Origin of the sequence: Stenotrophomonas sp. 17(2023) (genome assembly GCF_030345315.1) — a bacterium.
Lineage (GTDB): Bacteria > Pseudomonadota > Gammaproteobacteria > Xanthomonadales > Xanthomonadaceae > Stenotrophomonas > Stenotrophomonas acidaminiphila.
In genome coordinates this window covers 3,351,275-3,364,060 of sequence record NZ_CP128405.1, presented here as the reverse complement: position 1 = coordinate 3,364,060, position 12,786 = coordinate 3,351,275, and the positions used below count along the sequence as shown (strand labels likewise).

Genomic DNA, 12,786 nt, shown 5'->3' with positions numbered 1-12,786 from the left:
CCGCGCATGCCTGCTTCCCCCTTCAAGTTCATCAAGCCGCTGGCCGGCCGCGCGCTGGAAACGGCGCTCAACCGTGCGCTGGCGATGGATCCGGACACCCGCGCCGCACTGGTGCCGCTGGATGGCCAGCGCATCGCCCTGACCCTGGAGTCGCCCGCGCTGGCGCTGCAGATCGGGGTGGCCGGGCAGCGCCTCACGGTCGGGCCGGTGGACACCGCGCAGGAGCCGGACCTGGCCGTGCGCAGCACCCTGGGCGGGGTGCTGGCGCAGCTGCCGTTCCTGGCCAACGCGCGGCGCAGCCCGGGCGCGGCCCCGGCCGGGCGGGTGAAGGTGTCCGGCGATGCCGAACTGGCGCGGCGCCTGCAGCAGCTGGCCACGCGCTTCGATCCGGACTGGCAGCAGCCGTTCGTGGCGGTGTTCGGCGAGGTGCTGGGGGTGCAGGTGGCGCAGACCCTGCGCGCGGCACTGGCGCAGGCCCGCCGCAGCACCGCCGACCTGGCCCGGACCGCGGCCGAGTACGTGACCGAGGAGTCGCGCGACGTGGTGCCGCGGGCCGAGCTGGACGCTTTCCACGACGATGTCGATGCGATCCGCGACGACGTCGAACGCCTGGCCGCGCGCGTGGCCAGGCTGCGCAGCGGGGGCCGGGCATGAGGACGACCCGCGCGATGTTCCGCGCCAGCCGCATCGGCCGGGTGATGCTGCGCTACCGGCTCGACGACCTGTTCGACGGCACCCCGGCCGAACGCTGGCTGCGCATCGCCAGGCCGTTCGTGCCGCGCGCCCGCGGCGACATCGCCTCGCTGCCGCGTGGCGCGCGCCTGCGCCTGGCGCTGCAGGAACTGGGGCCGATCTTCGTCAAGTTCGGGCAGATCCTGTCCACCCGCCGCGACCTGGTGCCGCCGGACGTGGCGGTCGAGCTGACCCTGCTGCAGGACCGGGTGCAGCCGTTCGACGGCGAGCGCGCGCGGCAGATCGTCGAGCAGGCGCTGGGCCGGCCGGTCGCCGAGGCGTTCGCCAGCTTCGACACCGTGCCGCTGGCGTCGGCCTCGATCGCGCAGGTGCATGCGGCGACGCTGCCCGGTGGCCGCCAGGTGGTGGTCAAGGTGCTGCGCCCGGATATCGAGCGGCAGATCGACGCCGACATCGCGCTGCTCCGGTCGCTGGCCGCACTGGTCGAGCGCACCCATCCGCGCGCGGAAAAAATCCGTCCACGCGAGGTGGTGGCGGAAATCGAGACCACCCTGGCCGCTGAGCTGGACCTGCAGCGCGAGGGCGCCAACGCCAGCGTGCTGCGCCGCTTCTGGCAGGACTCGGACGACCTCTACGTGCCCGAGGTGATCTGGAGCCACACCGCCGAGCGCGCGCTGACCCTGGAGCGGGTCTGGGGCATTCCCTCGGACGACATCGCCGCGCTGGACGCGGCCGGCATCGACCGCAGCGCGCTGGCCGCCAAGGGCGTGCGCGTGTTCTACACGCAGGTGTTCCGCGACAACTTCTTCCATGCCGACGCGCACGCCGGCAACATCTGGGTCGACACCGACCCGGCGCGGCGCGACAACCCGCGCTTCATCGCGCTCGACTTCGGCATCATGGGCCAGCTCTCTGAAGAGGACCAGTACTACCTGGCCGAGAACTTCATGGCCATCTTCAACCGCGACTACCGGCGCATCGCCGAACTGCACGTGCAGGCGCGGTGGATGCCGGCCAGCGTACGCATCGACGACCTGGAGGCGGCGGTGCGCGCGGTGTGCGAGCCGTACTTCACCCGCCCGCTGTCGCAGATCTCGCTGGCCGAAGTGCTGCTCAAGCTGTTCCGCACCGCGCAGCGCTACCAGCTGACCCTGCAGCCGCAGCTGATCCTGCTGCAGAAGACCCTGCTCAACATCGAGGGCGTGGGCCGCCAGCTCGACCCGCAGATCGACATCTGGGCGGTGGCCAGGCCGGTGCTGGAGCGCATCCTGCGCGAGCGCTACAGCCCGCGCCGCGCGCTGCGGGAACTGCGCCGCCGGCTGCCGGAGATCATGACCCGCACCCCGGACATGCCGGTGCTGGTGCATGCCTGGCTGCGCCAGCAGGTCGAGGGCCAGCACCAGCTGTCGATGCGCTCGCGCGACATCGTCAACCTCGACCAGACCCTGCAGCGCATGCAGCGGCGCGTGGTCACCGCCGTGGCCGGTGCCGGCCTGCTGGTGGTGGCGGCGCTGCTGCACGGCCTGCATGCCGGCGGCCCGCAGTGGGCCACGGTGCCGCTGTGGTCGTGGATCAGCGGCGGCGTGGGCGCGCTGGCGCTGGCCTCGGCATGGCTGCGGCGATGAACACCGGTGCCGTCGCGGCGCCGGCCATCGTCAGCAACGAGCGGATCGGCAGGGAGCGTTTCACCGGCGCCACGGTCGCCAACACGCATTTCCGCAACTGCGATTTCTCCGGCGCCGACCTGACCGGCACGACGTTCGTGAACTGCGTCTTCTACGATGCCGACACCCAGGCCGGTTGCCGCTTCAACGGCGCCCAGCTCAAGGAAGCCCGTTTCCACCAGTGCGACCTGAGCATGTGCGGTTTCGCCTTCGCCAAGGCGCTCGGGCTGGAGATCGTGGAATGCCGGGCGCAGGGCGCGGATTTTTCCAATGTCAGCTTCATGAACCAGATCACCGCGCGCAGCTGGTTCTGCAGCGCGGTGATCCGCCAGTCCAATCTTGCCTATGCCGACTTTTCCGGCGTGACGCTGGAAAAATGCGAACTGCCGGACAACCGCTGGACCGGCGCCAGCGTCGCCGGTGCGAGCTTCAGCGGTTCGGACATGTCCGGCGGGGATTTCTCTTCGCTGGACTGGCGTTCGGCCAACTTCACCCATTGCGACCTGAGCGGCTCGGAGCTGGGCGACCTGGACCTGCGCGTGGTCGACCTTGAGGGCGTCCGGCTCGATGCCCTGCAGGTCGCGCAGCTGATGCTGCAGCTGGGCATCACGGTCGGGCCGGTGAAGGCCTGACCCCGTTCCCGGCGCGGCCGGAGCGACCGCCCCGCCGCTCGCGGGGCATCCACGAAACGGGCCGCGCGGCGTGCCCTAGCAGGTGTGCCGAACCATGGATCACGACACCACGACATCGATGCCCGCGCGGGCGTTGCCGGTGCTGTACGCCGACGACTGGCTGGCCGTGGTCGACAAGCCGGCCGGGCTGATGGTCCACGACAGCAAGCTGGCGCGCGGCGAGGACGATTTCCTGGCCGACCGCCTGCGCGAGCAGCTGGGCCGGCCGATCTTCCTGATCCATCGCCTGGACCGCGCCACCAGCGGTTGCCTGCTGCTGGCCTTCGACCGCGAAACCGCCAGCGCGCTGGGCAAGGCGCTGATGGGCGGGGATGTCGGCAAGGACTACCTGGCCGTGTGCCGCGGCTGGCCGGCGGAGGATGCCTTCAGCGTCGACCACGACCTCGACGGCGGGCCGGGCAAGCCGCTGAAGAAGCCGGCCGTCACCCACTTCCAGAAGCTGCTGACCGGCGAACTGCCGGTGCCGTCCAACGGCTTCCCGACCTCGCGTTACGCCCTGCTGCGATGCCAGCCGCAGACCGGGCGGTTCCGCCAGATCCGCCGCCACCTCAAGCACGTGTTCCATCACCTGATCGGCGACACCAGCCATGGCGACGGCCGCCACAACCGCACGTTCCGCATGCACGGCGTGCACCGCATGCTGCTGCATGCGGTGCGGCTGTCGTTCCCGCACCCGCACGACGGGCGTCGCATCGAGGTGAGCGCGCCGCTGGATGCGGAGTTCCGCAAGGCATTCGCGCTGCTGGGCTGGGACGCCGACGTGCCGACCGGCGACGCACCGTCCCAGGGGCACGGCTGATCCAGCAACTGGCCGGCCGGCCCCACCCGCAACCGACGCGCCGGGGTGTGGCCCCGGGGCGGCAGCTGGGTTCCCTCCGCCTGCGGCGGGCCGTCCCTGCGCCGGCGGGAATCAGCGGCCGGCGGCCTGCGCGGCCAGCACGATCAGCGCCACGCTGCAGGCGAAACCGCCGAGCCACGCCAGGCTGCGCGGCAACGGCTTGTCGCCGACATACAGCACGCCATGCAGGACGCGGAACACCACGAAGGCGATGGCCAGCGGGTTGACCGTCGCCGGGTCCACGCCGGCCAGCTGCGCCAGGACCACGCCGGCGGCGAACGGCGCGAAGTTCTCGAACGCGTTCAGGTGTGCCGCATTGGCGCGCTGCACGACGTAGTTGTCGCTCCTGGCGACCCAGGCGCGCGGATTGCGGTTGTTGTAGCCGGGCCGCATCTTGGCCACGGCCACCCACACGTAAGGCAGGATCGCGGCGATCAACACACACCAGTAAGCGGTCGACATGGGCTGCTCCGTCCGGAAAAGGTGGAGCCTAGCCGATGCCGCCGTCACGCGCCGTCAGCGGCCGGCTCAGCGTGGCGCGTCCGCCGGCTGTTTCAGGCGCTCCAGCAGCGCGTTGACCTCGGCGTTGTCCGGCGACTCGGCGTGCAGGCGTTCGAGCAGGGCGCGTGCCTGTTGCGTCCGGTCCTGCCGGTAGAGCACCTGCGCCATGCCCAGCATCGCGTCGTTGTCGTCGGGCGAGAGCCTGAGCGCGTGCTCGAACGCGGTGGACGCACCTTCCAGGTCATCCAGGCGCAGCAGCGCGAAGCCCAGCCCGCCCCAGGCGTCGGCCTTTGCATCGGCCATCAGCGTCGCCCGCCGGAACGCATCGCGCGCCAGCACGTTGTCGCCGAGGCGCAGCTGGATCCAGCCGGTGAGCACGTGCGCGGCGTAGTCCAGCGGCTGCACGGTGGCCAGTTCGCGCAGTGCGCCCGCGTAGTCGTCCTGCTCGTACAGGCCCTGTGCGCGTTCGTTGGCGAGCTGGCGCTGGCTGCGGCCGTGTTCGAGCGAACCGTCGAACTCGCGGGTGGCGACCTGGCCCGCGTGCTGCTCCAGGTAGTCGCGCACGCTGGCGGCGCGGTGCAGGCCGAGGTAACAGTGGATGTAGACCGTGCCCGGGCTGGCGATGGCCGCCTCGGCCGCGGCGCGCGAGTTGCGCTCGTAGTCGGCCCCGAAGCGTTGTCCGAGGATGCTGCCCATCGGGAAGTTCAGGACCCGCATGCCCAGGCGCGCGGCACGTTCCTTCTCGTCCTCGAGCAACGATGCCTCGTAGGGAAGCTGCGGATTGAGCAGGCTGATGATGGTGGTGATGCCCTCGGCCTTGAGCCGGTGCATGTCCGCGTCCACCGGGTAGGGGCCGAACACGAAGCGCGCACCGGTGACCGACTGCTGCGCGCGCCACGGCTGCACCACGAAACTGGCCGGATGCAGCAGCACCCAGACCCCGGCGGCGGCGCCGAGCAGCGCCACGCACGCACCGATGGCCAGCCACTTGTTTCTTAACGATTTATTCATTTCCCCACTCCCGATGCAGTTGCACGTTGGTGAGCATGTGTGATTATTGTGACGCAAATCACAAAAACTTTGCACCTTTTTACCGGTATTAGCCCTAGAGATATTTCAACGCGGACATGGATGCCGCTTCAGCGACAGGGAGACCAGCATGGACAGTCTTTTGCACGGTTCGCCGGTAGTGGTGATTGCCTTCTGGGTTGCGGTGCTGACCATCACGATGTCCTGTCTCCTGCTGGCCGGGGTCGTGCTGCTGAGAATGCGCGCGTTGCGGCGGGAAAGGCGGGACTTGCGCGAGCGCGAGCATTGGACGCAGGTACTGAAGCAGGAGCTGGCCGGCGCGTCTCCCCCGGTGCGCAGGCTCGATGCGCGCCAGGCGCATGGTTTCATCGAGGCGTGGAACACGGTCCATGAATCGCTGCCGGAGGCCGATTCGCGCCGGCTGGCCGCGCTGGGCGAGCGGGTCGGCCTGGTCGACGCCGCGCGCCGGCAACTCGATGGACGCTACCACGACCGGGCGATGGCGATCATCGCGCTCGGCCACCTGCGCGATCCGCAGCTGTTCGACGAGCTGTCCGGCTTCCTCGAGAACCCCAGCCCGATCGTTTCGCTGTGCGCCGCACGCGCGCTGGCGCAGATCGACCCGCCGCGGGCGATGGCACTGTTCGTGCCGATGATCGCCTCGCGCGAGGACTGGTTCCCGGGCAGCGTGGCGCGGATCCTCACCGACAACCACGACGGCAGCGCGGCGCGCGAGCTGTCCAGCGTACTGATGCGCGCCAACACCGACACCGCCGCGACGCTGGTGCGCCTGCTGGCGCGCGTCGCCCCGGCGCAGGCCGCCGGCGTGGTGCGGCAACTGCTCGACGCGAAGGTGGACGACCACGTCATCTCGGTGTGCCTGCAGCTGCTCGATGACCCGCAGGACCGCGAGCGGGCCAGGCGCTTTCTCGATTCGCCACGCTGGCACGTGCGCATGCATGCGGCCGCGGCGCTGGGCCGCATGGGCGATCCGGGCGACCGCAGCCTGCTGGAACCGCTGCTGTCGGACAGCGTCTGGTGGGTGCGCTACCGGACCGCGCAGGCATTGCTGGTGCTGCCCGGCATGGGCGCGCAGGCGCTGCTGCAGATCAAGGAGCGGCTGGCCGACGCCTACGGCCGCGACATCATCGACCACGTGCTGTCCGAGCACCGCCTGGGGATCACGTCATGAACACCTTCTGGCAGCTGGTCCTCGATCATTTCTACCAGGTGCCGTGGGTGCACCTGATGATCTCGCTGCAATGGTTCTTCATGGCCTACTTCGTGGCCATCAACCTGGCCTACCTGGCGCTGAACTACATCTCCGCGTACCAGATCGTGCGCTACATGCGCGAGCACCGCGCCAACTACCTGCCCGAGGCGCTGCGCGAGTACCAGCCGCCGGTGAGCGTGCTGCTGCCTGCGCACAACGAGGAGAAGTCGGTGGTGTCCTCGGTGCGCTCGCTGCTCAAGACCAGCTACCCCGACTACGAGATCGTGGTGGTCAACGACGGCTCCACCGACGGCACCCGCGAGGCGCTGATCGCGGCGTTCGGCCTGGTGATGGTGCCCGAGGCCTACCGCGCGCGGTTGAAGACCGAGATGGTGAAGGGGGTCTATGCATCGGCGACCCACCCGCGCGTGCGCATGGTGGACAAGGCCAATGGCGGCAAGGCCGATGCGATCAACGCCGGCATCAACTGCGCACGCTATCCGCTGTTCTGCGTGATGGACGCCGACAGCATCCTGCAGCCGGAAAGCCTGTCGCGGGTGGTGCGGCCGTTCCTGGAGGACCGCCGGGTGGTGGCCAGCGGCGGCGTGGTGCGCGTGCTCAACGGCTGCACCGTCAGCGACGGGCAGCTGTCCAAAATCGGCCTGCCCGACCACTGGCTGCCCAGCTTCCAGCTGGTCGAGTACCTGCGCGCGTTCCTGTTCGGGCGCGTGGGCTGGTCGCCGATGAACGCCCTGCTGATCATCTCCGGCGCGTTCGGCGTGTTCTACAAGGAACGCGTGGTCGCCATCGGCGGATACCGCGCCGATACGGTGGGCGAGGACATGGACCTGGTGGTGCGCATGCACAGCAGCCTGCGCCGGGAACGCCGCGACTACCGCATCGTGTTCGTACCCGACCCGGTGTGCTGGACCGAAGTGCCGACCGACCTGAAGTCGCTGCGCAGCCAGCGCATGCGCTGGCAGTACGGCCTGGCCGAAAGCCTGTGGTCGAACCTGTCGCTGGTGTTCAACCGCCGCGGCGGTGCCGCCGGCTGGCTCGCATTCCCGTTCATGCTGCTGTTCGAGTTCTTCGGGCCGGCGATCGAAGTCATCGGCTACGTGGCGATGATCTCGCTGGCGATCCTCGGCCTGGTGCCGCTGGACGTGTTCCTGGTGTTCCTGGTCGCGGCGGTGGGCATGGGCGTGCTGCTGTCGGTCAATGCCATGCTGCTGGAGGAGCTCTCCTTCGGCCTGTACGCGCGCCCGCGTCAGCAGCTGCGGCTGTTCGTGGTGGCGGTGCTGGAGAACTTCGGCTATCGCCAGATCAATTCGCTCTGGCGCCTGGCCGGCACCGTCAACTGGCTGCTGCGGCCGCGCCGGCGCCACGGCTGGGGGCGCATCCAGCGCGATGGCTCCTGGCAGCAGGTGCCGGAAGAAGACATGCCGCCGGCCGCGGTGCCGGCCCACCCCCTCCGCCCGGACAGCGGCGGCCCCCTCCCGTGACCAACAGGAATCCTCCCGTGGCCGAGTCATCGCGTTTCCAATCCACCCACCGGTTGCTGGCGCAGTGCCTGGCACTGGCGTTGGCCGTCATGGCCGGGCCGGCGCTGGCGCAGGACGCCGCGCCCGACAGCCTGGCCGCGCAGATGGCGCAGATCCGTGGCCTGGCCACCGGCGGGCAGCGCGCCGAGGCGATCGAACGCTACACCGCGCTGCTGGCCGAGCACCCGGACAACGGCGACCTGCTGCTGGCACGTGGCCGCACCTATGCCTGGGATGGCCAGTACGCGGCCGCCGAGGCGGACCTGGGCGCGGTGGTGCGCAACAGCCCCGGCTACGCCGATGCCTGGTCGGCGCTGGGCGACCTGTACCGCTGGAGCGACCGCCCGCAGCAGGCCGTCGACGCCTATTCGCACTGGGTGGAACTGGCGCCGCAGGACCCGCAGGCGCGGATCGCGCGTGGCCGCGCGCAGCGCGACGCCGGCCAGGCCACCGCCGCGCGGGCCGACTTCGATGCCGCGCTGGCCATGGGCGCCGACCCGGCCGAGGTCGATTCGCTGCGGCAGAGCCTGTTGCCGCGCACGGCCAACCCCGACGCGATGATCGCCGGCGGCTACCGGTGGGGTGCCAACGTCGGCTGGGACCACACCGGCTTCAGCGGCGGGCGGCAGAGCTGGAACGATGCCAACCTGACGCTGCGCCGCTATTTCGAGCGTGGCTCGCTGGGGCTGGAACTGCTGCGCGCCGATCATTTCGGCCGCAGCGACACGGCCTGGGCCCTGGACGGCTACGCGCCGCTGTGGACGCGCGCCTACGCCAACCTGCGCTACCAGCGGGGGCCATCGTCGGGCCTGCTGCCGAAGTACGCCTGGCGCGCCGAGGTGTTCCAGGGCGTGGGCAGCGGCTGGGAACTGTCGGCCAGCGTCGATCACCTGCGCTTCTCCAGCGACACCGAGTTCTATGGCGTGGGCGTGGGCCGCTACGTCGGCAACTGGTACGGCCGCTACAAGCTGCAGCACGTCCCCGGGGCAGGGTCGGGCAGCTGGAGCCACCGCGTGCTGTTGCGCAACTACTACCGCGGCGATGCCGACGACTACTGGGAAGTGAGCGCCGGCACCGGTCGCAGCACCGACATGGACCGCTTCGGCACCGTGGTGCGCAACAGCAATGCCGCGGTCGGCGTGGCCTGGATGCACTATTTCGCGCCGCACTGGGGCCTCAAGCTCGGCGCCGGCTATTCCGACGACGATGCCGGCTTCGCCGAGAAGCGGGTATCGCTGTCGGTCTATTCGCGCTGGTAACCGGGACGCATCGATGAGCACGGAGCAGCCGGGCAGTGCCTACCAGCGGTTCTCCTCCGGCTTCAGGGCCCTGCTGCTGGCGCAGTCGGCGCTGGTCGCCGGCGCCGTGATCGGCGGCAGTGCCGGCATGGCGTGGAGCGGCGGCGAGAAGTGGACGGTCGCCGGCGTTGCGCTGGCGCAGGCGCTGCTGGTGCTGCTGCGCGCGGTGCCGGTGCTGCTGCTGCTGTCGCTGCCGCTGCTGGCACTGAAACGACCCTTGCTGCGCGCCGTGGCCGTGGCCGTGCCATGGTCGCTGCTGATCATCGCGCAGGGCATGCTCGACCAGTACTACCAGGTGGCGCGCGTGCCGCTGGGTGCCGACCTGTTCGGCTACAGCCTGGCCGAGATCCGTACCGCGCTGGGCGACGGTGCGCCGCTCGATGCCGGCAGCCTGCTGGCGATGAGCCTGCCGCTGCTGGTGCTGTGGGCCGGACTGTGGTGGTGGGTGCGGCGCGATGCGCGCGGCTCGGTGCTGTGGACCAGCTTGCTGCTGGTGACCGGGCTGCTGGCCTGGCTGGTGCCGTTGCCTGCCGGCGCCGCGACCCTGAAGGACGAATCGGCGCGCGGCCTGGCCAGCAACAAGCTGGCCTGGTTCGGTGCCGACGTATGGCGCTGGCGGGGCGGCGACGCGCCGGCGGCCGGGGTGGCCGATACCGGCGCGGCGCCGGCCGACCCCGGCGAGCCGGCGCTGGATCCGCATTACCCGTTCCTGCACGAGGAGCGCACGCCGGACGCGCTCGGCCCGTGGTTCTCGGCGACCGCCGATGGCCGCCCGCCGAACGTGGTGGTCATCGTGGTCGAGGGGCTGGGGCGCTCGTTCTCCGGGCCGCAGGCCCCGCTGGGCAGCTTCACGCCGTTCCTCGACGAACTGGCGACCCGCAGCCTGTACTTCGACAACTTCCTGGCCAACCAGGGCCGCACCTTCGGCGTGCTGCCCAGCCTGCTGGGCTCGGCGCCGTTCGCCGACCAGGGGTTCACCGCACTGGGCGCGCGCATGCCGCCGCATCCGGGGCTGTTCAGCGTGCTCGGCCAGCAGGGTTACCACACCGCCTTCTACAACGGCACCGATACCGGCTTCGACAACGAGGGCGGTTACATGCGCCTGCAGCAGGTGCAGACGCTGGTGGACATGAACAGCTTCGGTCCCGGCTACCAGCGCAACCCGCTCAGCACCTGGGGCTATCCCGACAGGGAACTGGTGTCGCGGGTACTGGCCGACAGCAGTCGCCTGCAGCCGCCGTTCCTGCTGGCGATCCAGACCATTTCCATGCACACCAGCTACCGCTTCCCCGGGCAGGACGCCTACCTTGCGCAGTTCGCCCGGCGCCTGGGCGAGTTGCGGATTCCCGAGGCGCAGCTGCCGTCCTACCAGGCGCAGGCGGACGTCTACAGCAGCATCCTCTACACCGACGACCAGCTGCGTCGCTACTTCGAAGCGGTGGCCAGGACGCCGTGGTACGCCAATACCGTGTTCGTCATCACCGGCGACCATCGCCTGCCGGAGATCCCGATGGGCGAGCACGTCGACCGCTACCACGTGCCGCTGATCATCTTCTCGCCGCTGCTCAAGCGCGCCGCGCGCATCCGTGCCGTGTCGTCGCAGCTGGATGTCACGCCGTCGCTGCTGGCCCTGCTGTCGAACACCTACGGGCTGAAGCGGCCGGCGCGGACGCCGTGGCTCGGTACCGGCCTGGACATGGCCGACGCGTTCCGCAACATCCACGCGCTGCCGCTGAAGCAGACCAAGACCAGCGCCCCGGAGTACCTGGCCGAACGCTGGTGGCTGCACGACGGAAAGCTCTACCAGCTGCAGGAGGGCATGCACCTGGCCGAAGTCGACGATGCGGCGCTGCTGGCGTGGGCCAACGCGCGCCAGCAGCGCTACGCGCAGGCCAATGCGATCTTCATGCAGCAGCAGGCGCTGGACCCGGACGCGGCCAGGCCGGCGCTGGTGGCCTACCAGGCCGCGCCGCAGATGCAGGTGCATGCGCCGGCGGGCCCGGCCATGGCCGGGCTTTCCATGGAGTCGGCGCAGGTGGCGGCCGCGGACGGCGGCCTGCGCCTGTCGGTGGTGTTCGGCAATGGCGACGGCGCGCCCAGCCGCAAGTTCGTGCCGCTGGCGGTGCTGACCGCCGCCGACGGCAGCGAACTGCAGGAGGTGTACGGCCAGGCGCTGGAACTGCCGGCGCGCGGGCGGCAGCAGGTGGAACTGCAGCTGCCGCGGCCCGGCGCCTGCAACGAGCGCTGCTACGTTTCCGTGTTTCCGTCCGACCCTGACACCGGCAAGGCCATCGGGCAGGGGCGCTACCGCCTGCCGGTGGATGCGGTCAATGCAACAGGAACCTCGCCGTGACACACCTGCGCATGAGCCTGGGCCTGCTGTTGGTGCTGTGCGTCCTGCCGCTGGCGGCATCCGCCGGCGCCAGCCGCGCCATCTGGACCTGGGAGGCGGAGTCCTACGCGATGGTCGAGGATCCGGCGGTGGCCGATGAGGCGGTGGCCTACCTGAAGTCGCAGCACATCGACACGGTGTACCTGTACGCCGACGCGTACCGCGGCCGCAACCTGATCGTCGACCGGCCACAGCTGTACCGGGCCTTCATCGAGCGCCTGCACGGGCAGTGCATGAAGGTATACGCGCTGCTGGGCTCGGCCTATCTCAACACCGAGAACTACGTGCTGCCGGCGTACCGCGCCGAGGCCGAGGCGATGTTCCGGCGGGTGGTCGAGTACAACGCCGCGGCGCCGGCGGCGGCGCGCTTCGACGGCGTCAACCTCGATATCGAACCGCACATCCTCGACGAGTGGAACGACCAGACGCGCGAGCGCCTGCTGGTCGGCTTCCTGGACATGAGCGATGCGCTGATGCGGATCAAGCGCACGGCCGGCGCGGACCTGCAGGTGGGGCCGGCCATCCCGTTCTGGCTGGACGGCATCACCCTGGAATGGAAGGGCAGGGTGCGCCCGGTCAGCGAGCATGCCATCGACACCTACGACTACGTCGCGCTGATGGACTACCGCGACCGCGCCGAGGGCCGCGACAGCATCCTCTCGCATGCCGCCGAGGAGATCGCCTACGCCAACCGCGTCGGCAAGAAGGTGGTGATCGGGCTGGAGGTGTCCTCCAACGACATCAACAAGGTCACCTTCCACGAGGAAGGCCCGAAGGTGTTCGAGCGCGAGGTGCGCAAGGTCGAGCAGGCACTGCGCGCGGAGCCGTCGTTCGCCGGTTTCGCCATCCACCACTACCGCGCCTACCGGCGCTGGGCCGCCCGCGACTGGCCGGAGCCGTAGCCGGGGCGGCGGTCGGCGCGCTT

11 protein-coding genes are annotated in these 12,786 nt (G+C 70.2%); 9 read left to right on the top strand and 2 right to left on the bottom strand.

The features are described 5' to 3' along the window. Nucleotides 1-6 precede the first annotated feature (6 nt). The 4 genes from QQA12_RS15220 to QQA12_RS15205 all read left to right on the top strand — a co-directional run bounded on the left by QQA12_RS15220 (nt 7) and on the right by QQA12_RS15205 (nt 3,848). Entirely contained in the window at nt 7-654 is a 648-nt protein-coding gene (locus QQA12_RS15220) for an SCP2 sterol-binding domain-containing protein (protein WP_226049755.1), read from the top strand. Further along, complete coding sequence (gene ubiB, locus QQA12_RS15215) at nt 651-2,318, top strand: ubiquinone biosynthesis regulatory protein kinase UbiB (protein WP_056930924.1); 1,668 nt, start codon at nt 651-653, stop codon at nt 2,316-2,318. The genes QQA12_RS15220 and ubiB overlap by 4 nt, the downstream gene beginning before the upstream one ends. Further along, nucleotides 2,315-2,989 (top strand): Qnr family pentapeptide repeat protein, encoded by a 675-nt coding sequence (locus QQA12_RS15210; protein ID WP_226049754.1) that lies wholly within the window; start codon nt 2,315-2,317, stop codon nt 2,987-2,989. The genes ubiB and QQA12_RS15210 overlap by 4 nt, the downstream gene beginning before the upstream one ends. Before the next feature lie 118 nt (nt 2,990-3,107). After that, nucleotides 3,108-3,848, top strand: coding sequence for a pseudouridine synthase (locus QQA12_RS15205; protein ID WP_226049966.1), 741 nt, complete (start codon nt 3,108-3,110; stop codon nt 3,846-3,848). 111 nt (nt 3,849-3,959) lie between these two features. On the opposite strand, the gene QQA12_RS15200 is transcribed toward QQA12_RS15205, so the two are convergent. Then, on the bottom strand, nt 3,960-4,349 hold the full coding sequence (locus QQA12_RS15200; protein ID WP_054668203.1) for an MAPEG family protein: 390 nt from the start codon (nt 4,347-4,349) through the stop codon (nt 3,960-3,962). Between the two features lie 66 nt (nt 4,350-4,415). Next, on the bottom strand, nt 4,416-5,399 hold the full coding sequence (locus QQA12_RS15195) for a tetratricopeptide repeat protein (protein ID WP_226049753.1): 984 nt from the start codon (nt 5,397-5,399) through the stop codon (nt 4,416-4,418). Nucleotides 5,400-5,547: 148 nt separating this feature from the next. Here QQA12_RS15195 and QQA12_RS15190 point away from each other — a divergent pair, with 148 nt between their 5' ends. Genes QQA12_RS15190 through QQA12_RS15170 form a run of 5 tightly spaced genes read left to right on the top strand, consistent with a single transcriptional unit; the run spans nt 5,548 to nt 12,763 of the window. Beyond that, nucleotides 5,548-6,609 carry a HEAT repeat domain-containing protein gene (locus QQA12_RS15190; RefSeq protein WP_226049752.1) on the top strand — a complete coding sequence of 354 codons (1,062 nt, stop codon included), beginning with the start codon at nt 5,548-5,550 and terminating at the stop codon, nt 6,607-6,609. Beyond that, nucleotides 6,606-8,132: a glycosyltransferase gene (locus tag QQA12_RS15185; protein ID WP_226049751.1), complete on the top strand. Its 1,527-nt coding sequence runs from the start codon at nt 6,606-6,608 to the stop codon at nt 8,130-8,132. The genes QQA12_RS15190 and QQA12_RS15185 overlap by 4 nt, the downstream gene beginning before the upstream one ends. Before the next feature lie 17 nt (nt 8,133-8,149). Then, nucleotides 8,150-9,430 carry a YaiO family outer membrane beta-barrel protein gene (locus tag QQA12_RS15180; RefSeq protein ID WP_226049750.1) on the top strand — a complete coding sequence of 427 codons (1,281 nt, stop codon included), beginning with the start codon at nt 8,150-8,152 and terminating at the stop codon, nt 9,428-9,430. 13 nt (nt 9,431-9,443) lie between these two features. After that, the gene (locus QQA12_RS15175; RefSeq protein ID WP_226049749.1) at nt 9,444-11,822 is read left to right on the top strand and encodes an LTA synthase family protein; all 2,379 of its coding nucleotides are present in this window, start codon (nt 9,444-9,446) and stop codon (nt 11,820-11,822) included. Continuing rightward, nucleotides 11,819-12,763 carry a hypothetical protein gene (locus tag QQA12_RS15170; protein ID WP_226049748.1) on the top strand — a complete coding sequence of 315 codons (945 nt, stop codon included), beginning with the start codon at nt 11,819-11,821 and terminating at the stop codon, nt 12,761-12,763. Before QQA12_RS15175 ends, QQA12_RS15170 begins: the two co-directional genes overlap by 4 nt. The last annotated feature ends 23 nt before the right edge of the window (nt 12,764-12,786 follow it).